The 19,111-nt window shown below is 69.7% G+C and carries 17 protein-coding genes; 7 read left to right on the forward strand and 10 right to left on the reverse strand.

Going from position 1 to position 19,111, the window contains the following annotated elements:
* Positions 1-58: 58 nt before the first annotated feature.
* From ACG00X_RS14520 to ACG00X_RS14540, 5 genes are all read right to left on the reverse strand, one after another.
* Positions 59-979 carry a LysR substrate-binding domain-containing protein gene (locus tag ACG00X_RS14520; protein WP_394488904.1) on the reverse strand — a complete coding sequence of 307 codons (921 nt, stop codon included), beginning with the start codon at positions 977-979 and terminating at the stop codon, positions 59-61.
* 43 nt (positions 980-1,022) lie between these two features.
* The gene (locus ACG00X_RS14525; RefSeq protein WP_394488905.1) at positions 1,023-1,736 is read right to left on the reverse strand and encodes a tetratricopeptide repeat protein; all 714 of its coding nucleotides are present in this window, start codon (positions 1,734-1,736) and stop codon (positions 1,023-1,025) included.
* A 334-nt stretch (positions 1,737-2,070) separates the two neighbouring features.
* Positions 2,071-2,448, reverse strand: coding sequence for a VOC family protein (locus ACG00X_RS14530; RefSeq protein ID WP_394488906.1), 378 nt, complete (start codon positions 2,446-2,448; stop codon positions 2,071-2,073).
* A 56-nt stretch (positions 2,449-2,504) separates the two neighbouring features.
* Positions 2,505-3,215, reverse strand: a complete 711-nt coding sequence (locus ACG00X_RS14535; protein ID WP_394488907.1) for a CAP domain-containing protein — start codon at positions 3,213-3,215, stop codon at positions 2,505-2,507.
* 128 nt (positions 3,216-3,343) lie between these two features.
* Entirely contained in the window at positions 3,344-5,695 is a 2,352-nt protein-coding gene (locus tag ACG00X_RS14540; RefSeq protein WP_394488908.1) for an ATP-dependent DNA helicase, read from the reverse strand.
* A gap of 276 nt (positions 5,696-5,971) precedes the next feature.
* On the opposite strand from ACG00X_RS14540, the gene ACG00X_RS14545 reads away from it, so the two are divergent.
* Genes ACG00X_RS14545 through ACG00X_RS14560 form a run of 4 tightly spaced genes read left to right on the forward strand, consistent with a single transcriptional unit; the run spans position 5,972 to position 10,350 of the window.
* Positions 5,972-8,224, forward strand: a complete 2,253-nt coding sequence (locus ACG00X_RS14545; protein ID WP_394488973.1) for a TonB-dependent receptor — start codon at positions 5,972-5,974, stop codon at positions 8,222-8,224.
* Entirely contained in the window at positions 8,221-8,490 is a 270-nt protein-coding gene (locus ACG00X_RS14550; protein ID WP_394488909.1) for a hypothetical protein, read from the forward strand. The genes ACG00X_RS14545 and ACG00X_RS14550 overlap by 4 nt, the downstream gene beginning before the upstream one ends.
* The gene (locus ACG00X_RS14555) at positions 8,480-8,755 is read left to right on the forward strand and encodes a hypothetical protein (protein WP_394488910.1); all 276 of its coding nucleotides are present in this window, start codon (positions 8,480-8,482) and stop codon (positions 8,753-8,755) included. Before ACG00X_RS14550 ends, ACG00X_RS14555 begins: the two co-directional genes overlap by 11 nt.
* Positions 8,752-10,350 (forward strand): PepSY-associated TM helix domain-containing protein, encoded by a 1,599-nt coding sequence (locus tag ACG00X_RS14560; protein WP_394488911.1) that lies wholly within the window; start codon positions 8,752-8,754, stop codon positions 10,348-10,350. Before ACG00X_RS14555 ends, ACG00X_RS14560 begins: the two co-directional genes overlap by 4 nt.
* Positions 10,351-10,362: 12 nt before the next feature.
* On the opposite strand, the gene dinB is transcribed toward ACG00X_RS14560, so the two are convergent.
* On the reverse strand, positions 10,363-11,574 hold the full coding sequence (dinB, locus tag ACG00X_RS14565; protein WP_394488912.1) for a DNA polymerase IV: 1,212 nt from the start codon (positions 11,572-11,574) through the stop codon (positions 10,363-10,365).
* A gap of 162 nt (positions 11,575-11,736) precedes the next feature.
* Here dinB and ACG00X_RS14570 point away from each other — a divergent pair, with 162 nt between their 5' ends.
* The gene (locus ACG00X_RS14570; RefSeq protein WP_394488913.1) at positions 11,737-13,119 is read left to right on the forward strand and encodes a patatin-like phospholipase family protein; all 1,383 of its coding nucleotides are present in this window, start codon (positions 11,737-11,739) and stop codon (positions 13,117-13,119) included.
* A 30-nt stretch (positions 13,120-13,149) separates the two neighbouring features.
* On the opposite strand, the gene ACG00X_RS14575 is transcribed toward ACG00X_RS14570, so the two are convergent.
* From ACG00X_RS14575 to ACG00X_RS14590, 4 genes are all read right to left on the reverse strand, one after another.
* Positions 13,150-13,452, reverse strand: coding sequence for a high-potential iron-sulfur protein (locus ACG00X_RS14575; protein ID WP_394488914.1), 303 nt, complete (start codon positions 13,450-13,452; stop codon positions 13,150-13,152).
* 16 nt (positions 13,453-13,468) lie between these two features.
* Positions 13,469-15,151, reverse strand: a complete 1,683-nt coding sequence (locus tag ACG00X_RS14580; protein WP_394488915.1) for a PhoH family protein — start codon at positions 15,149-15,151, stop codon at positions 13,469-13,471.
* A 165-nt stretch (positions 15,152-15,316) separates the two neighbouring features.
* A complete protein-coding gene (locus tag ACG00X_RS14585; RefSeq protein WP_394488916.1) occupies positions 15,317-15,796 on the reverse strand; it encodes a peroxiredoxin in 480 nt (159 codons plus the stop codon).
* Between the two features lie 127 nt (positions 15,797-15,923).
* The gene (locus ACG00X_RS14590; protein WP_394488917.1) at positions 15,924-16,298 is read right to left on the reverse strand and encodes an Mth938-like domain-containing protein; all 375 of its coding nucleotides are present in this window, start codon (positions 16,296-16,298) and stop codon (positions 15,924-15,926) included.
* Between the two features lie 120 nt (positions 16,299-16,418).
* On the opposite strand from ACG00X_RS14590, the gene ACG00X_RS14595 reads away from it, so the two are divergent.
* Positions 16,419-17,645 (forward strand): pyridoxal phosphate-dependent aminotransferase, encoded by a 1,227-nt coding sequence (locus ACG00X_RS14595; RefSeq protein WP_394488918.1) that lies wholly within the window; start codon positions 16,419-16,421, stop codon positions 17,643-17,645.
* A gap of 74 nt (positions 17,646-17,719) precedes the next feature.
* Positions 17,720-19,066: a homoserine dehydrogenase gene (locus ACG00X_RS14600; protein ID WP_394488919.1), complete on the forward strand. Its 1,347-nt coding sequence runs from the start codon at positions 17,720-17,722 to the stop codon at positions 19,064-19,066.
* Positions 19,067-19,111 lie beyond the last annotated feature (45 nt).

Genomic DNA, 19,111 nt, shown 5'->3' on the forward strand with positions numbered 1-19,111 from the left:
CGGCAGGGAAAGTCCGCCATGCTAGGCCGGCCGTGGCGGGTGACGGCCGGAAAAAAACTCAGCGGTCGCCGGAAGAGTTTTCCGCGCCGCCGATGGCCGCGCAGTGCGCCCGCAGCCAGCCCGCGAACGCCTGCGCCGCCGGGCTGGCGCGGTGCGTGATCAGCCCGTACTGGCGCTCGGCCGGCACGGTCAGCGCAAAAGGCTGCACGAGCCGGCCTTCCGCCAGCTCGTGGCGGGCCAGGCTCAGACGAGCGAGCGCCACGCCCTGGCCCGCGAGCGCAGCGGCCAACACCAGGCCCAGGTCCACCAGCCGCGGGCCGGTGTCGGGCTCGGGGGTGTCTTGCAAACCGGCGGCGCGCAACCAGGGGGCCCAGGGCTGCAGTGGCGTGCGCAGCAGCGGCAGCGCAAGCAGGTCGGCCGCGGTGCTCAGCGGCGCGTGCCGGGCCAGCAGCGACGGCGCCGCGAGCGGGGTGAGCCGATCCTGCAGCAGCACCTGGCCCGCCGCGAGGTCGTCCGGCACGGCGCCGTGCCGGATCTCGACATCGGCACCCGCGTCTCCTTCGGCGAGCAGCGGTACCGACAAGGTCAGCTCCAGTTCGATGTCCGGGTGGGCGGCCGCGAAGCCGGGCAGGGCCGGCACGATGAGCTGGCGGGCGAAAGTGGGGGTGGAGCTGACGTGCAAGCGCTCCCGCCGGGTGCCGGCACGCTGGTGCAGGGGCATGGCCTGCAGCAACGCCAGCGCCTGGCGCACCTGGGGCAGGTATTCATGGCCGGCCGGCGTGAGGCTCAGGCCACGAGGGGGCTGGCGCACGAACAGGGGCAGGTCGAGCCGCTCTTCCAGGCCGGCGACGCGTTTGGCGACGGCGCTCGCCGTGAGGGCCAGTTCGGCGGCCGCCGCCTCGAAGCTGCCGGCGCGCGCCACGGCCTCGAAGGCGAGCAGGGCGTCGAACGACGGCAGGCGGATGGGGCGTTCGGTCATGCAGGCCTCGTCGCCGCAGGCTGGCCGGCGATGGCGAGTGGCGTCAGAACTGCGTCGTCGGCCCGGCGTCGCGCGAGTTGGGGCGCAGGTACTGGCCCAGCGTGCCGGCCATGGCGGCCATCACCCCGGCCGCGAAGCGCCAGGCCTGGGGGCGGCTGCCGTCGGCCGCGTTCGCGCGCGACTGCGGCTGCGCCATCTCCTGCGCCAGGGCCAGCTCCTGCTGGCGCTCCTGGATGAGGAAGATCAGCCGGTTGGCGTCGGCGAAGCGCATGGCCAGCGTGCGCACGGCCTTCAGTTCGCGCTTGCGCACGAACACGCCCTTGGGGCGCAGCGGGCAGCCCAGCAGCCGGCTGCGCAGGAACAGTGCCTTGGCGGCCAGGCGGTCCGGCAGGCAGCCCACGCCGACATGCAGACAGTTGGCGAGATTGAAGGTGGCTTCCGCGTGGCCGGTGGCGGCTGCGGCGATGTAGGCCGACAGACCACGGGATTCGTCGGCCGGGCCGCCGCGGCCGGTCATCAGCACGCGGCCGAACTGGAAGCGGCCGATAGCGCTGCCACGCGCTGCGGCGCGCTCCAGCAGCACGCGGGCCTGCACGGGGTCGGCCGGGATGCCCAGACCTTCGAGCTGGCACAGGCCCAGCATGGCCAGTCCGTCGCCGTCGTTGCTCTCGGCGGCCGCCCGGAACCAGCCGACGGCGCGCTGGTAGTCAGGCTCGGCGGCGTTGAACAACGCCATGCCGTGCTGCACAGGGTTCACGGGGGGGGACGTGAGCGTGGATGCTGTCGGGAGGAGGCCAACGCCGGAATCTCGGGAATTCATCTTGCAAACGACTCTTGATGAAGGACTGCCGGGGTCTCCGGCGGCAACCTGCGTGGCCTTGAAGGCTGAACCGGGTGTGTGTCCGGCCGGGCTCTGTCCGCGATTGTCCTTCACCTCCTCCTCCCCATGGCCACTGGATGCGGTGGCTCATTGGGCGGTATCTCACATTACGAATCGTCGTTGGGAGAATTCCACAAGAATTTGTAAAACAGTCAAACTAATGAGCATTTTGGGGCTGGCGAGGCGCCCGAGCACGCACCGCCGGCCGTGGTCAGCGCCCCGGCGGCGGCTCCCAGAGTTCGACCTTGTTGCCTTCCGGGTCCAGCACCCAGCCGAACTTGCCGTAGTCGGATTCGTGGACCTTCTCCAGCACCTGGCAGCCTTCGCGCCTGAGCGCGGCGAGCAGGCCGTGCAGGTCGGCAACGCGGAAATTGACCATGAACGGCGCCGCGCTGGGGGCGAACTGGTCGCTGTCCTGCCCGACCAGGCTCCAGGTGGTGGAGCCGCCCGGCTGGTCGTCGGCCCAGCGCAGCACCGCGCCGCCCCAGGCGTTGACATCGAGCCCGAGGTGCTTGCGATACCAAGCGCCGAGTGCCTGGGGGTCGGTGGCCTTGAGGAAGATGCCGCCGAGACCGGTGACGCGCTTCATGGGCGGCTCCAGGGTTGAGGTGGCGGGGATGCTACCCGCCGGCGCTCGCCGCCCGGTCAGCGCGGCGTGCCGAAGTCCTGGGTCCAGTAGGTGCGATACGTGTTGCTGGCGCTGCCGGCAATGCAGGCCACGCCGATGTCCTTGAAGGCGGCGTTCATGAGGTTTGCGCAATGCCCATCGCTCTTCATCCAGCCATCGACGACATCCGCGACGCTGGCCTGCCCCGCGGCGATGTTCTCGCCCAGGCCGCTCCAGCTGTAGCCGGCGGCCGTGACGCGGCTGCCCAGCGTGCTGCCGGTGCTGCCCGTGTGGCTGAAGAAGTTGTTCGCCACCATGTCGTCGCTGTGGGCGGCGGCGGCCTGGGTCAGCTGGGCGTTCCAGGCCAGGTCCGGCGCGGCCGGGAAGCTGCCCTTGGCGCCGCAGCTGGCGCCAGCGCGGCGGCGCGCGTTCACGGCGGCCAGCATGTCGGCCTGGAAATTGGGCAGGTTGCAGGTCAGCCGGCTACCGGCCGTCGGGGTCGAGGTGCTGCCGGTAGATCCGGTGGAGCCCGTTGATCCTGTTGATCCCGTGGAACCTGTCGAGCCCGTGGAACCTGTCGATCCGCTCGGGTTGGTGGAGCCGCTGCTCCCGGTGTCGGCAGGCGTGTCAGAACCCCCACCGCCGCAGCCCGCCAGCGCGAGCAGTGCGGTGGTCGTTGTGAGCAGGGCGATGCGTTGCCAGGCGGAGCGGGGCGCGGAGATGACGGGGCGGACGGACGGGTACTGCATGAGGCGCAGCGTGACACATCGGCCCGCAAGCCGGGTTACCGGGTGCAGCGGCACGCGAGGGGGCGGCAACATCCCCACACACCTCGAGTGGTGGCCCGTGACTTTCTTCACGCGCGCGGCCCGGCGGGTCAGGAAGGCACCTGCCACCACACCGGCAGCAGCGCCCGCACGTCGGGGCGCCGGTAGCGGCGGTCCAGCAGCCAGACCCAGCCGCGGTCGTCCACCGAGCGCAGCACGCGCCCGGCGGCCTGCACGACTTTCTGCATGCCGGGCACCAGGTCGGCGTAGCCATGGTCGGCGCCGAACAGCGCGTCCAGCCGCTCGCGGATCTGGTCCTGGATGGGCGACACGGGCGGCAGGCCCAGCGTGGCGATGAAGGCGCCGATGAGCCGCGTGCCGGGCAGGTCCACGCCTTCGGCGAACGCCCCGCCCAGCACGGCGAAGCCGATGCCGCGGCCGCCTTCGACGAAGCGCCCCAGGAAGTCGCGGCGCGCGGCGTCGCCCATGCTGCGTGCCTGGCTCCACTGTGGCAGCTGCGGGTGGCGCAGCGCCAGCCGCGTGGCGGCCTTGTCGAGGTAGTCGAAGCTGCTGAAGAAGGCGAGGTAGTTGCCCGGATGCTGTTCGTACTGGGTGGCGAGCACGTCCACCAGCGCGTCCAGCGACTGCTCGCGGTGCTCATAGCGGGTGGACAGATGGGCCACCTGCACGGTCAGGTGCTCGGGCGGGAAGGGCGCCGGCACGTCGATCCAGGCCGTGTCGTCGGGCAGCCCCAGCAGCTGGCGCGGGTAGTCGGGCGGGCCCAGCGTGGCCGAGAACAGCGTGACGCTGTGACAGCCCTCGAAGCGCTCCTTCAGGAAGTGGCCCGGCACGATGTTGCGCACCGACAGCAGCACCTCGCGCACGTCGCCGGTGTCGATGGGCTCGTCCTCCTGCAGCAGCGACAGGTTGACGGGCTCGTCCGCCAGCACGACGCGGCCGGCGCTGCGCTGCAGGTCGCACAGCGAGTGCGTGTCCAGCCGGTCCAGCAGGCGCTGCAAGCTCAAGCACTCGAAATAGAACTCCAGCATGGCACCCACCTCCAGTGGGTGGTTCTGCACATGCTCGCCCAGCGCGACGCCAACGCGTTGCAGCGCCTCGGCCAGGTTGTCGGGCAGTTCGGTCAGTGGCTGGTAGTCCTCCACCTGGTCGCGGCCCGCGCGGGCCAGCTCACCGGCCAGCCGCCGCAGCGGTGCGCGCAGGCTGGCGGGGGCCGCGGCCACGGCCTCGCGCACGCGGGTCAGGCTGAGCTGGCTGCTATACATGTCGCGCGTGCGGTCGATGAGGTTGTGCGCCTCGTCCACCAGCAGCGCCAGCTTCCAGCCCTGGGCCTGCGCCAGGCCGTAGAGCTGGCCGTAGGGGTCGAACGCGTGATGCACATCGCCCACGACGACGTCGGCCCAGCGCAGCAGCTCCTGGCCCAGGTAGTAGGGGCAGACGCCATGCTTGAGCGCGACGCGGCGCTGCGCCGGGGCGTCCAGCCAGCCGGCCTGCACGGCCTCGGCGCGGGCGGCGGGCAGCTTGTCGTAGAAGCCATGGGCCAGCGGGCAGGCGTCGCCGTGGCAGGCCTTGGTGGGGTGCTCGCAGGCCTGCTCCTTGGCCACCAGCGTCAGCACCCGCAACGCCTGGCCCGGCGTGCGCTCGCGCAGTGCGTGCAGCGCCTCCAGCGCCGTGATGCGGCCGGTGCCCTTGCAGGTCAGATAGCCGATCTTGTCGAGCTGCTGGCCCGGCATGGCGCGCAGCAGCGGGTACAGCGTGCCCAGTGTCTTGCCGATGCCGGTGGGCGCCTGCGCCAGCAGGTGGCGGCCGTTGGCCGCCACGCGGTAGACGGCCTCGGCCAGCAGCCGCTGGCCCGGGCGCAGCTCGCCCTTGGGGAAGGGCAGCGCGGCGAGGCCTTCGTTGCGGGCCGTGCGGTGCGCGGCCTCCTGCGCGGCCCAGGCCTCGAACTGCGCGCAGCGGGCCTCGAAGGCGGCCTGCAGCGCGGCGGCGGTGAGCTTGTCGCGGATGACGGTCTCGTGCTGCGAGTCGGCGTCCACGTAGACCAGCGCCAGCTCCAGCTCCTCCAGCCCGCGGTCGGCAGCGATGAGGGCGCCATAGGTTTCCAGCTGTGCCCAGTGCAGCGCGCGGCGGTTCTCGGGAATGAGGTCCACCGGGCCGCGGATGGTCTTGATCTCCTCCAGCCGGTTCACGTCTGCTTCATAGCCATCGGCCCGGCCGCGCACGCGCAAGCGGCCGACCTGGCCTTCCAGCGGCAGCTCGATCTCATAGCCCGGCGAGCGCCGCGCCAGCACGGCCAGCTGCATGGCCTGGCCCTCCAGCGCCGTGGCCGACGGCGTGAAGCGGCGGTCGAGGCTGCCCTGCTTGGCCGTGAACTCGCACAGGCTGCGCACGGAGACGGTGTAGTGCCAGTCGGTGGGTGCGACGGAGTCCAGGGGCGTGGTCAAGGCAGCAACCTCGCCCGTCCGGTCGGCCGGCCGGCGGCAGACGTGGGCTGTCCCAAGGCGGCGGCGACGGCGTGGCGATGGATCACGAGCAGGACTGTAGCGGGGGCGGGCGGTGTGGGCGGGAGCCGTCAGGCACGCACGACCATGTTGACGGCGTGTTGCTGATTTGCAAATGAGAACCATTCGCATGCGGCAAAATGCTCACCAGTAGCCAGCCGCATGCCAGCCATTTCCTGTTTTCTGAATGGACTGGTCGAGAGGCATTGAGTGGCTGCCATGCTGGGTTGGAATAGGTTGAACTGGGTCGCCCCGCTGGGGCTGGTGGCCGGGCTGCTGGGCACGTCGCCTGCCGTGGCGGCGGATGTCGAAGCGGCCCCGGCCGGGACCGCCGGGCGGCCGGACGGCGCGGTGGAGGGAACCGCGCCAGGCGTGACGCCAGGACCGACCGCCGCCCAGCGGCTGGAGGCCGTCACCGTGACCGGGGACAAGCTGCGTCGGGCAGAGCTCGATTCCACACAAAGCGTGGGCCTGCGCAACCGGCGCCAGATCGAGGAGAGCGCCAGCGACAGCGTGCGGGACGTCATCGGCCGCATGGCCAACGTCGGCACTGCACTGAACCTGTCGATCCGCGGCATTCCGCTGTACGGGCCGACCGGCGGTGACGGCAAGACGGCCACCGTGTCGGTGGACGGCGTGCCGCAGGAGGGCGCGGGACAGGCGCTGGGGGATTTGTCGGTCTGGGATGCCGAGGCCGTGGAGGTGCTGCGCGGGCCGCAGTCGACCAACCAGGGGCGCAACGCGCTGGCGGGCGCCGTCATCCTGCGCACCCGCAACCCCACCGACGACTGGGACCTGCGCGGCCGGGCCAGCGCGGGCCATCTCGACGCCCGCCGGCTGGCCGTGGCCGGCGGCGGGCCGCTGGTGAAGGACCGCGTCGCCTTTCGCGTGGCGGTCGAGGATCGCCGCAGTGATGGGGATCTGGTCAACGAGACCCGCCACGAGCGGCGCTGGAACCGGGACGATGCGCGCAGCTTCCGCGGCAAGCTCCGCCTGACCCCGACCGACGGCGACTACCAGGCGCTGGTCAGCTACTCGGACGCGACCCACGACCAGGGCCGCAGCTTTGCCGAGCTGACCCTGCGCCGCGCCGAGCAGCGCGTGTCGCTGGCCAACGAGCCGGCGAATGTCTACATCCGCTCCCGCAACCTGGGCATCGAGCAGACGTGGCGGGCGCTGGGTGTCGAGTGGACGTGGCTGAGCAGCTGGGCCTTGAACCGCTATGAGCGCGAGTTCGACTACGACGACACGGAGGCCAACCAAGGCGTCTCGCAGGGCAGCTTCGTCGACCGCCGCCATTCGCAGGAGCTGCGCGCCAACTTCAGCGCCTCGCTGTGGGGGCGGCCGCTGGCCGGCGTCGCGGGCGTGTACTGGGCACAGGGGCCGAGCCTCGTCGACAGCAGCTATCAGGTGCCGGTGTCCTATGTGCTGAACACGCTGGGCCGCTGCAAGACGCTGGCGGCCTGCGAGGCCAGCTACCCGGCAGACTTCGTGCTGCGCCGCAACCTGGGCGACCAGCGGCTGCGCAACCGCGCGGTGTTCGGCGAGTTCGACTACCGGATGGGCCCCTGGACCTTGACCACCGGCCTGCGCTACGACCACGAGGCGCAGGACCGCCTGTTCGGCTCGCAGACCGCCGGCAACACGGCCATGGCGACCAGCATCGTGACGCTGCTGCTGAACAACAAGGTCATCGCGCCTGACGGTGACCAGACCCTGCAGACCCGCTTCAGCTCGCTGCTGCCCAAGCTGGCGCTGCGCTACCAGCTCAACCCCGACTGGATGGTCGGCGCGACGGTTCAACGCGGCTACCGCACCGGCGGCGTGAACTACAGCTACCAGCGCGGGGCGAACACCTTCGACCCGGAATACACCACCAACTACGAGTTTTCATTGAAGGGGCAGCCGCTGCCGGGCGTGCTGCTGTCCGGCAACGTGTTCCGCATCGACTGGCGAGACCAGCAGGTCAACATCGGCGCCAACAGCCTGGACGTGTTCTACGTCAATGCCGGCAAGTCGCGGCTGCAAGGGCTGGAGCTGGAGATGCGCGGGCCGCTCACGCCGGCGCTGGAAGTGTTCGCGGCGCTCGGCTTGTCGCGCAGCGAGTTCCTGGCGTTCCAGCAGGCCAGCGTCAACTACACCGGCAAGCAGTTCGCCAGCTCTCCGCGTCAGACCGCCTCGCTGGGGGCGAGCTGGAAGCCCGGCGCCTGGCGGATCAACGCGGACGTGGCCTACCAGGGCTCGCGCTTCAGCGACACCGCCAACACGGCTGCGTTGCGCAACCCGGGCTCGGTCACGCTCAATGCCAAGCTGGCCTATGCGCTGACGCCCAAGCTGCGCTGGTTTGCGGACGGCAGCAACCTGCTTGATCGCACCTACACCGTCTATCGCGCGCAGGCCACGCCTTCGCGTCTGATCGGGCGATTGGGCGACGGCCGCCGCATCGGCGTGGGCGTGGAGGCCGAGCTGTGACGGGCTGTGCCGTGCTGTGCGCGTTGGCCGCCGCCTGGCTGATCTACCGGGCCAGCTCCCATCAGCGCCTCGGGCCGCGCCTGGCCGGGGTTCGTTGGCGCTGGGCTGCGGGTGTGCTGGGGGCGCTCGGATGGGCGCTGCCGGCCGGCACGCTGGGGGTGACGGCGGCGCTGGCGCTGGCCCTCAGCGCGCTGATGGCCGGGCTGGCGGCGCTGCCCTTCGCAGATGCGGCGTGGCAGCGCTGGCGGAGCCGTCATGCTGTCTAGGACCTTGGCCGCCGTGTTGCTCGGGCTGCCATTGGCCGTGAGTCTGGTCGGGCTGCTGGCGCTCAGCGTGCCCGGCCCCTTGTCTGCCAGCAGTCTGTTCGTGCTGCTGTGGGTGTTTCCGGTCTGGGTGCTGTGCCTGTGCCTGCCGTTCGCCGCCGCGACGCCGGCGCGGGCGTGGGCCTGGATGCTGGGGCTGGGCGTGCTGAGCGCCGGGCTGCTGAAGGGGTTGAAGGTGTTGGGTTGGATCGGTGTGGTGGTGGCATGAAGGCGGCGACGCTGCGGCGCTTCAAGGCCGTCCACAGCACGGTGGGCATGCTCACCGGCTTGCTGCTGTTCGTGGCCTTCTTCGCGGGCGCGCTGACGCTGTTCCACCACCCGCTGGAGGCCTGGGCCGAGGCCGGGCCTGGGCCGGCCGCTGCACGCCGCGAGTCGGCGAGCGCCGATCGCCCGCAGGCGCTGGACCAGGCCCAGCGCCTGCTGGACGCGGTCGCGCTGCAGGAGCCCCGACTGCGGGCCGACCTGCGGCTGGTGCTGCCGGGCGAGGGCGAAGCCGGGCCTCGCGTGGTGGCGCAGGACCCGCAGCGCCGGGTACTACGCCAGTTCGAGCTGGACGAACACGGCGCGTTGCAGGAGCGCGCCGAACGTGGCGAGCTGGCGGATTTCCTGTACCGGCTGCACTACACCGCCGGCATCCCGGCGCCCTGGGGCACTTATGTGCTCGGGCTGGTGAGCCTGCTCTACGGGCTGGCCTTGGTCAGCGGCGTGGTCATCTACGCGCCGGTCCTGATGCGGGACCTGATGGCCATGCGCTGGGGGCACAACCTCAAACGCCTGTGGCAGGACGTGCACAACGCGCTGGGCATGCTGTCGCTGCCGTTTCACCTGGTCTTCGCCTGGAGCGGCGCGGTGCTGGGCCTGGGGGCGCTGTTGCTGGCGCCGTTTCAACTGCTGGTCTACGACGGCAAGCTGATCGACATCATCGGCCCGCAGGCCGGCTTTTCCCGCCCCGTGCCGGCCCAGCGTGTGCCGGCGCCGCTGCGCTCCGTGGCCGAGCTGGTGGCTGCGGCCGAGCAGGCCGTGCCGGGCCTTGTGGCCGAGCGATTGCACCTGCGGCTGATCGGCGACGCGGCGGCTCACGTGGAAGTGGATGGCCGGGTCGACCAGCGGCGGCTCAGCCCGTTCGCCCGCGTCGAGCTGCAGGGCAGCACCGCCCGTGTGGTGGCGTTCATGACGCCGCAGACCTACAGCCTGGGCACGGCCTTGCTGCGCGGTCTGCAGTCCCTGCACTTTGGCGACTATGCCGGCTGGCTGCTGCGCTGGCTCTACTTCGCGCTGGCGCTGGGTGCGGCACTGCTGTTCTACAGCGGCAACCTGCTGTGGGTGGAGTCGCGGCGGCGCCATCAGCAGGTCTTGCAGCCGGGGCGGGCGCTGCTGATGGCGCGGCTGACGGTGGGCGCGGCCCTGGGTTGTGTGGCCGGCGTGGCGGCGCTGTTCGTGCTGGTGCGGCTGGCCGGGCAGGGCGCGTCGGGGCCCTGGCTGCCGACGGTGTACTTCGCCGTCTTGCTGGCCGCATTGCTGTGGGCGCTGTACCGGCCGCTGGCGCTGGCGGCGCAGCAGCTGTGTGTCGTGGCCGCGCTGCTGGGCGCGGGCATCGTCGTGGCCGATGTCTGGGCCCTGGGCGCCTTGGCGCTCACCGAGGCGGCCCGGGGTGAGCTGACGCTGCTGAGCGTCGATCTGCTCGCGCTTGGCGGCGCCGCACTGCTGCTGGCGGCGTCTCGCTCGGTGCGGCGACGCGCGCTGACCGGACCCGCGCACAGTGTCTGGGCGCTGCCGCAGCCTGCGGCCACCGCGCCGCGCTGAGGGCGGCCTGCGTCAGAACAGCGGCAGGTTTTCAGGTGCGGCGGCCGTGCCGGGGCTGTTCACCGAGGCTCGCGCGGCCACCTCCTGCCCCGCGTGGCTCAGGTTGCTGATGCGCACGCCCATCAGGCGCAGCCGTTTGTCGAAGGTCACGCGCTTGAGGCACTGGCCCACGGCGGCGCGAATGTCGGCGGCATTCCGGATCGCGGTCTTGAGCGTGAGATCGCGGGTGACCGTCACGAACCCCTCGAAGCGCAGCTTGATGCCCACCGTCTTGCCGGCGTAGCGCTTGCGCTCCAGGTCGTTGGCCAGGCGTTCGCAGAGGTCGTCCATGATCTGGCCCAGCAGGGCACGGTCGTGCACGGCGTGCAGGTCGCGTTCGAAGGTGGTCTCGCGGCTGACGGACACCGGCTCGCTGTGCGTGACGACGGGGCGCGAGTCGCGCCCGTGCGACGCGTGGTGCAGCCAGGTGCCGTAGCTGTCGCCGAACTGCTCGATGAGCCAGCGCGGATCGGCCGCGGCGATGTCGCCCACCGTCTCCAGCCCCAGCTTGACGAGCTTGTCGCCGGCCTTGGGGCCGATGCCGTTGATCTTGCGCACGGCCAGCGGCCAGATGCGGCCCGGCAGGTCTTCCATCGTCAGCACCGTGATGCCATCGGGCTTGTCGAGCTCGCTGGCGACTTTGCTGAGCAGCTTGTTGGGCGTGATGCCGATGGAGCAGGTCAGGCCCGTTGCGCGGCCGACCGAATTCTTGATCTCGCGCGCGATGGCCTTCACGCCGCCCAGCGGGTCGTGGCCCACGGCGTCGCGCACGCCGGGCACGTCGGTGAGGTCGATGTAGATCTCGTCGATGCCGCGGTCCTCGATGACCGGCGCGACCTCGGCCACGGCGGCCTTGAAGAGGCGAGAGTATTTGCGGTAGCTGTCGAAGTCGGCCGGCAGCAGGATGGCATCGGGCGCTCGCAAGGCGGCCTTCATGAGGCCCATCGCCGAGAACACGCCCAGGTCGCGGGCGGCGTAGGTGCTGGTCGTGACGACGCCGCGGCCGGTGTAGTCGCGCAGCCGGGCGTAGTGCCAGGAGCCGTCTGCCCGCTGCTGCGGGGCATCGGCCCGCCGCCCGCCGATGACGACCGCCTGGCCCTTGAGCTGCGGATAGCGCAGCAACTCGACGGACGCGTAGAAGGCGTCCATGTCGAGGTGGGCGATCCAGCGGTCGGGCTGCGGCATGCGCCGGATTGTCCTGCGCCGCGGGCTCCGGGATGGCAGCAGGTGCGGGCGCAGGGCGCGGGCTTGATCACCGACGCCGAACAACGGCCTTCGGACTGTGCGCGTGACGGTGTCGGCAGGATCGGCACAATGCGGCCGCCGCCACCCCATGATGGACGCCCGATGCGCGCCTTGCTGCTGACCTGCCTCTGCCTGCTACTGGCCGCCTGCGCCGGTGCGCCGCTGAATCCTCCGCGCAACAAGCCGGCCGTCGCCGAACCGCTGGTGCGCAAGCCGCCGAGCGAGCCGCGCGATACGGTCGTCGCGCTGAGCTTCTCGGGCGGTGGGCTGCGGGCGTCCGCCTTCGCCTACGGCGTGCTCGAGGGCCTGCGTGAGCAGCCCTCCGTGCCGGGGCGCAATCTGCTGGAGGACGTCGGCTTCATCACCAGCGTGTCGGGCGGCTCGATCACGGCGGCTTATTTCGGGCTGCATGGCGTCGAGGGCTTGAAGGGCTTTCGCGAGAAGGTGCTGCTGCGCGACGGCGAGGCGGGGCTGCGCTTCAGCCTGCTCAACCCCAACAACCTGATGCGGCTGTTCGCGGGTGGTCTCAACGACCGCAGCAACCTGAACGACTGGCTGGACCGCGACGTTTTCCATGGCGCCACCTTCGCCGACCTGTTCAAGCGTGAGCGGCCGGTGGTCTGGATCAATGCCAGCAACGCGCAGTACCGGCTGGCCTTTCCCTTCCACGAGCGCGCGTTCGATTCGATCTGCAGCGATCTGGCCAGCTTCCCGGTGTCGGAGGCGGTGGCCGCGTCGATGGCCGTGCCGCTGTTCTTCGCGCCGGTGGTGCTGGAGAAGTTCCCTGGCGCCTGCCGTCACCCGCTGCCGGTGCTGCAGACCCGCCGGGGCGCGGAGCGTGACGACCAGTACCGCCTGCGGCTGGCGTTGCAGCGCGCGATGAAGGACTACCGGGATCCGAAGGTCGGGCCTTATCTGAAGCTCGTGGACGGTGGCGTCACGGACAACCTGGGCCTGGTCAGCATCCTGCAGAGCCGGGTGTTGCTGAACACGCCGTACGGGCCCATCGGCGAGCACGACGCCGCCACGCTGCGCCGCATGCTGTTCATCGTCGTGGATGCAGGGCAGGGGCCCAGCGGCGATTGGGGGCGCGAGCTGGGCGGGCCGTCCGGCGTGGACATCGCCACGGCGGCGGTGGACACGGCCATCGAGAGCACGATGCGCATGAGCTACGCCTACTTCGTGCCGATGATGCACAGCTGGGAGCGCGATCTCGTCACCTGGCGTTGTTCGCTGCCGGACGAGCGCAAGGCCGAACTCCGCGCTGCCAACCCGGGCTGGCGCTGCGAGGACCTGAAGTTCGCCGTCACGCAGATCAGCTTCGCCGACCTGGCGGAGGCGGACGAGGCGGCGCTGAACGCGATCCCGACGCGGCTCAAGCTGCCGGCCGAGCAGATCGACCGGCTCATCGAGGCGGGGCGGCGCGCGGCCGCTCAGGATGCAGGTGTCAGGCGCTTCTCGCAGGAGCAGCAGCGCGGCGACTGAGGCCGGGCCGGCGGGCCATCGCGCGCGAGGTCAGCCCGGTTTGACCCAGGCGTTGCACCAGGCCTTGGCCAGCACGTCCTTGCCGTAGAAGAGGGCGCAGCCGCCGGAGGGCTTGTCGCCGTCCGGGGTGTAGAGCCCGCAGTTGGCGCAGGTCCGCCCGGCCTGGTACTTGGGCGATTTGGCCTTGTCGACCTTGCTGGCATCGGCGTGGTAGTCCGTGGCCTTGGCCTCGTCATCGCTTTCCTTCAGCAGCGGCTGGGTCTGGGCCTGGGCCAGCGCGGCACCCAGCAGCGGTGCGGCCTGCAAGAGTCGTCGACGCGAGATCATGGCCATGGGGTTCTCCTGTCGCTCAGAGCACCTCGGAAGCGAAGTCGGCCAGGCGCGAGCGTTCGCCGCGTGCCAGCGTCACGTGCCCGCTGTGGGCCCAGCCCTTGAAGCGGTCCACCGCGAAGGTCAGGCCCGAACTGCCCTCGGTCAGGTAGGGCGTGTCGATCTGCGCGAGGTTGCCCAGGCAGACGATCTTGGTGCCGGGGCCGGCGCGCGTGATCAGCGTCTTCATCTGCTTGGGCGTCAGGTTTTGCGCCTCGTCGATGATGACGAACTTGTTGAGGAAGGTGCGCCCGCGCATGAAGTTCAGGCTCTTGATCTTGATCTTGCTGCGCACCAGGTCGTTGGTGGCTGCGCGTCCCCACTCGCCAGCCGACGAGCCGCCCTTGGCCAGCACCTCGAGGTTGTCGTCCAGCGCGCCCATCCACGGGCCCATCTTTTCCTCTTCGGTGCCGGGCAGGAAGCCGATGTCCTCGCCGACGGGCACGGTCACGCGGGTGACGATGATCTCGCTGTAGCGGCGGTCATCGAACACCTGGGCCAGCGCGGCGGCCAGCGTCATCAGCGTCTTGCCGGTGCCGGCCGTGCCGGTCAGCGTGATGAAGTCGCACTCGGGGTCCATCAGCAGGTTCAACGCGAAGTTCTGCTCGCGGTTGCGCGACGTGACGCCCCAGACGGCGTGCTTCTGGTTGCCGTAGTCCTTCAGCGTGCGCAGCACGGCCGTCTTGCCGGTGATCTCAGTGACCTTGGCATACAGCGGCGTGGTGCCGGGCGCTTCCAGGTAGACCAGCTCGTTGATGAGCAGCGTGGGCACCAACGGGCCGCTGATGCGGTAGAAGGTCGTGCCGCCCTGCTGCCAGCTCTCCATGGTCTTGCCATGGCGCTCCCAGAAGTCCGCCGGCAGCGCCTGCACGCCGGTGTAGAGCAGGTCGGAGTCTTCCAGCGTCTTGTCGTTGCGGTAGTCCTCGGCCGGCAGACCCAGGGCGCGGGCCTTGATGCGCATGTTGATGTCCTTGGACACCAGCACCACCTCGCGCCCTGGATGCCGCCCCTTGAGGGCCTGCACGACGCCGAGGATCTGGTTGTCCGCCTTGCCCTGCGGCAGGCCTTGCGGCAGCGGCGCGTCGATCAGCTCGGTCTGGAAGAACAGCTTGCCCTCGGCCTCGCGGTGGCCGGTGCCGGCGAGTGGCAGGCCTTTGCTCATCTCCTCGATCGAGCTGGACTTGAGGCTGGCCGCGAGCTGGTCCAGCTCGCGGCTGACCTGGCGCACGTTGCGGGCGACTTCGGTCATGCCCTTCTTGTGGCCGTCCAGCTCTTCGAGCGTGATCATCGGCAGGTAGACGTCGTGTTCCTCGAAGCGGAACAGGCTCATCGGGTCGTGCATCAACACATTGGTGTCGAGCACGAAGAGCTTGGCTGCTTCAGCGGGCTTGCGCGCGCGTTTGGGCGCGGCGGGCTTGGCCGTCTTGGCGGCCGGCCGGGCCGGGGTTGCCGGTTTGGCCGCCACCGGGCTGGAGGCCGGCGTGGGCAGGCGCAGCACCTCGGCGGTGGGCGCCGAGGCCGATGCCGCCGGCGCCAGGGCGGGCAGCGCGGCTTTGGCGACGGCGGCAGCCGTCGTTCGCGGTTTGCTGGGGGTCAGATTGGCCGAATAAGCGGTGGCATCGAGGCGGCTGGCGCGTTGTGCAGGAGGCTTGGGCAGTGGCATTTACGGCGTGTCGACGGGAAGTGAACCCCCCTTGCACCAAGCTCCAGAAAGCAAAAAGCCGCACAAGATGAGTGCGGCTTTGGCGTCTGAGACAAGGATGCGGCCCGGGGCATGGGCCGATTATGCACATCCTGCGGTGTCGGCGCGTAACGGGGCGTGGCCCGCTCAGGCGGCTTCCTTCTTCAGGCCCTTGACGGCCTTCAGCACTTCGTCGACGTGCCCGGCGACCTTGATGCCGCGCCATTCACCGACCAGGATGCCGTTGGGAGCGATCAGGAAGGTCGAACGCTCGATGCCCTTGACCTTCTTGCCGTACATGATCTTGTTCTTGACCACGCCGAACATGTGGCAGAGCTTTTCCTCGGTGTCCGCGATCAGCTCGAAGGGCAGTTCCAGCGTCTGCTTGAACTTGTCGTGCGAGGCCATGTTGTCGCGCGAAACGCCGAACACGACCGCACCGGCCTTCACGAAGTCCTTGTGGCGATCGCGGAATTGCATCGCTTCGGTGGTACAACCCGGCGTGTTGTCCTTCGGGTAGAAGTACAGCACGACCGACTTGCCCAGGAAGGCGTTGCCGGTGAACTTCACGCCGCCGGTGGCTTGAGCCTCAATTTCCGGCAGGGGTTTGTTGAGCGCAGGCGTCATTGGGGGGTGCGGCAAGTTGGGCTCGCGGGGTCCCCGGTTCGTGATTGCACTGTGAGGCAATGCACGCGGGCGCCCGCAGGCAATAGCCCGTGATTATAAGGCCACGCACCGCGCCGGGGCTGGCGGGTCATCCCTCGATCAACAAGGCGGCCAGCACATTGCGGCCTTCGCTGGCCAGCACGTTGTAGGTGCGGCAGGCCGCCGCGATATCCATCACCTCGAAGCCGATGCGCGCCTCGACGAGCCGGCGCCAGAGGGCCGGGCTCGGGAATCGCAGCGTCGCCCCGCTGCCGAAGACCACCAGCTCGGGATTGAGCGCCTGGATTGCTTCGAAATGCACGGGCTGAAGTTCCTCGAAGCGCGAAGGCGCCCACGCGACGACGCTGCCCTTCCACGGCACCAGAACGCTGGCCGTGTGGGGCTGCCCATTGACCCACACACCCTGGGCGTCGTGGCGCGAAATGCTGTTGCCGCCTTGCGGCTCGTCGAGCTGGAACTTCATCGAAAAATGCGGGGCAGAAGACCGGCGGGCAGTGTCGCCGAGAACCGCGGGCCGCGTGGCCGGCGACTTAAACTTGGCAGTCCCTTCTCATTGCAGCGAGACGCTGCGCCGGAGCCCCTTTTGAAGCCCATCGCCAAGTCCAGCAAGCTCGCCAGCGTCAGCTATGACATCCGCGGCCCCGTGCTCGACAAGGCCCGTCAGATGGAGGAAGAGGGCCAGAAGATCATCAAGCTCAACATCGGCAACACGGCGGTGTTCGGCCTGACGCCGCCGGACGAGATCGTGCAGGACATGATCCGCAATCTCGGCGATGCCGGCGGCTACACCGACAGCAAGGGGTTGTTCGCGCCGCGCAAGGCGGTGGTGCACTACACGCAGCAAAAAGGCGTCAAGGGCGTCACGGTGGACGACGTCTACCTGGGCAACGGTGCTTCCGAGCTGATCCAGATGGCGATCAATGCGCTGGTCAACGACGGCGACGAGATCCTGATCCCTGCGCCCGACTTCCCGCTCTACACGGCCGTCGTCGGGCTGTCGGGCGGTCGTCCGGTGCACTACCGCTGCGACGAAGGCGCCGGCTGGCTGCCTGACCTGGCGGACATCGAGTCCAAGATCACGCCGCGCACGCGCGGCATCATGGTCTGCAACCCGAACAACCCGACCGGCGCGCTGTACCCGAACGACCTGCTGCTGGGCATCATCGAGCTGGCCCGCAGGCACCAGCTGGTCGTCTTTGCCGACGAGATCTACGACAAGACGCTGTACGACGGCAACACGCACACCAGCATGGCTTCGCTGGCCGACGACGTGCTGTTCATCACCTTCAACGGCTTGTCGAAGAACTATCGCTCCTGTGGCTACCGCGCTGGCTGGATGATCGTCAGCGGCGAGAAGCGCCATGCCCGGGACTACATCGAGGGCCTGAACATGCTGGCCTCGCTGCGGCTGTGCTCCAACACGCCCGGCCAGCTGGCCATCCAGACCGCACTGGGCGGGCACCAGAGCATCGACGACCTCGTCGCCCCCACCGGGCGGCTGTGCCGCCAGCGTGACCTGGCCTACGAGCTGCTGACGCAGATCCCCGGCGTCAGCGTCGTCAAACCCAAGGCTGCGCTCTACATGTTCCCGCGGATGGACCCGAAGATGTACCCCATCGCCGACGACCAGCAGTTCGCCTACGAACTGCTGGCCGAGGAAAAGGTGCTGATCGTCCAGGGCACCGGCTTCAACTGGCCCGAGCACGACCATTTCCGCCTCGTCTTCCTGCCCAACGTGGACGACCTGCGCGAGGCCGTCGGCCGCATCGACCACTTCCTGGCCGGCTACCGCCGCCGCCACACCAGCTGAAATCCTGGTGGGACGAGCCGCCCGAGCGAAGCGCGGCGGGCCGTCCCCAACTGACATTGACTGAAAGCCCTGCAATGAAAGCGATCCAAGTCGGCCTCATCGGCCTCGGCACCGTCGGCGCCGGCACCTTCAACGTCCTGCAGCGCAACCAGACCGAGATTCGTGGCCGCGCCGGCCGGGGCATCGAGATCGCCATGGTGGCGGCGCGCAATGCCGAGCGGGCCAAGGCTTACCAGGCCGTCGTGGGCGATGCCGTGCCCGTCGTCGGCGACGCGCAACAACTGGTCGACAACCCGGCGATCGACATCGTCGTGGAGCTGATCGGCGGCATCGAGCCGGCGCGCTCGCTGGTGCTCAGGGCCATTGCCAACGGCAAGCATGTCGTCACGGCCAACAAGGCGCTGCTGGCGCTGCACGGCACGGAGATCTTCGAGGCCGCGCGCGAGAAGGGCGTCGTGGTGGCGTTCGAGGCCGCCGTGGCGGGCGGCATTCCCATCATCAAGGCGCTGCGCGAAGGGCTGACGGCCAACCGCATCGAATGGATCGCCGGCATCATCAACGGCACGACCAACTTCATCCTGTCGGAGATGCGCGGCAAGGGCCTGGACTTCGCCACCGTGCTGAAGGAGGCGCAGCGCCTGGGCTACGCCGAGAGCGACCCGACCTTCGACATCGAAGGCGTGGACGCCGCCCACAAGCTCACCATCATGAGCGCGATCGCCTTCGGCGTGCCGGTGCAGTTCGCCAAGGCGCATGTGGAAGGCATCTCCAGCCTGCAGGCCACCGACATCAAATACGCCGAGCAACTGGGCTACCGCATCAAGCTGCTGGGCATCACGCGCCGCCGTGAAGGCATCGCAGGCGCGCCGGCCGGCACGCCCGGCATCGAGCTGCGCGTGCACCCGACGCTGATCCCGTCCAGCCGCCTCATCGCCAACGTCGAAGGCGCGATGAACGCCGTCGTTGTGCAGGCCGATGCCGTCGGCACGACCTTGTATTACGGCAAGGGCGCCGGTGCCGAGCCCACCGCGTCGGCCGTCGTCGCCGACCTGGTGGATGTGACCCGCCTGCACACCGCCGACCCCGACCACCGCGTGCCTCATCTGGCCTTCCAGCCCGATGCAATGAGCGACACGCCGGTGCTGCCCATGGCCGACGTGCAGACGGCGTTCTACCTGCGCCTCGTCGTGGCCGACCAGGCCGGCGTGCTGTCGCGCATCACCACCATCCTGGCCGAGCACGACATCTCCATCGACGCCGTGCTGCAGCGCGAGTCGGCGGAAGGCGAGCGGCAGACCGACCTCATCATCCTCACGCACGACACCGTCGAGGGCCGCATGAACGAGGCGCTGGCCAAGATGCAGAGCCTGCCCACCGTGCTGGCGCCCATCGTCAAGCTGCGCAAGGAAGAGCTCGCCTGAGTGAGTGGCGTCGTCAGGTGCCAAAATCCGGCATCGCTCCACCGA

Source organism: Pelomonas nitida, from assembly GCF_043555975.1.
GTDB lineage: Bacteria > Pseudomonadota > Gammaproteobacteria > Burkholderiales > Burkholderiaceae_C > Pelomonas > Pelomonas nitida.

Excerpts from the sequence above, each read along its gene's own strand:
- ACG00X_RS14520 (WP_394488904.1), bottom strand. The coding sequence starts at position 979 with ATGACCGAACGCCCCATCCGCCTGCCGTCGTTCGACGCCCTGCTCGCC.
- ACG00X_RS14530 (WP_394488906.1), bottom strand. The coding sequence starts at position 2,448 with ATGAAGCGCGTCACCGGTCTCGGCGGCATCTTCCTCAAGGCCACCGAC.
- ACG00X_RS14535 (WP_394488907.1), bottom strand. The coding sequence starts at position 3,215 with ATGCAGTACCCGTCCGTCCGCCCCGTCATCTCCGCGCCCCGCTCCGCC.
- ACG00X_RS14545 (WP_394488973.1), top strand. The coding sequence starts at position 5,972 with ATGCTGGGTTGGAATAGGTTGAACTGGGTCGCCCCGCTGGGGCTGGTG.
- ACG00X_RS14555 (WP_394488910.1), top strand. The coding sequence starts at position 8,480 with ATGCTGTCTAGGACCTTGGCCGCCGTGTTGCTCGGGCTGCCATTGGCC.
- ACG00X_RS14560 (WP_394488911.1), top strand. The coding sequence starts at position 8,752 with ATGAAGGCGGCGACGCTGCGGCGCTTCAAGGCCGTCCACAGCACGGTG.
- dinB (WP_394488912.1), bottom strand. The coding sequence starts at position 11,574 with ATGCCGCAGCCCGACCGCTGGATCGCCCACCTCGACATGGACGCCTTC.
- ACG00X_RS14570 (WP_394488913.1), top strand. The coding sequence starts at position 11,737 with ATGCGCGCCTTGCTGCTGACCTGCCTCTGCCTGCTACTGGCCGCCTGC.
- ACG00X_RS14575 (WP_394488914.1), bottom strand. The coding sequence starts at position 13,452 with ATGGCCATGATCTCGCGTCGACGACTCTTGCAGGCCGCACCGCTGCTG.
- ACG00X_RS14580 (WP_394488915.1), bottom strand. The coding sequence starts at position 15,151 with ATGCCACTGCCCAAGCCTCCTGCACAACGCGCCAGCCGCCTCGATGCC.
- ACG00X_RS14585 (WP_394488916.1), bottom strand. The coding sequence starts at position 15,796 with ATGACGCCTGCGCTCAACAAACCCCTGCCGGAAATTGAGGCTCAAGCC.
- ACG00X_RS14590 (WP_394488917.1), bottom strand. The coding sequence starts at position 16,298 with ATGAAGTTCCAGCTCGACGAGCCGCAAGGCGGCAACAGCATTTCGCGC.
- ACG00X_RS14600 (WP_394488919.1), top strand. The coding sequence starts at position 17,720 with ATGAAAGCGATCCAAGTCGGCCTCATCGGCCTCGGCACCGTCGGCGCC.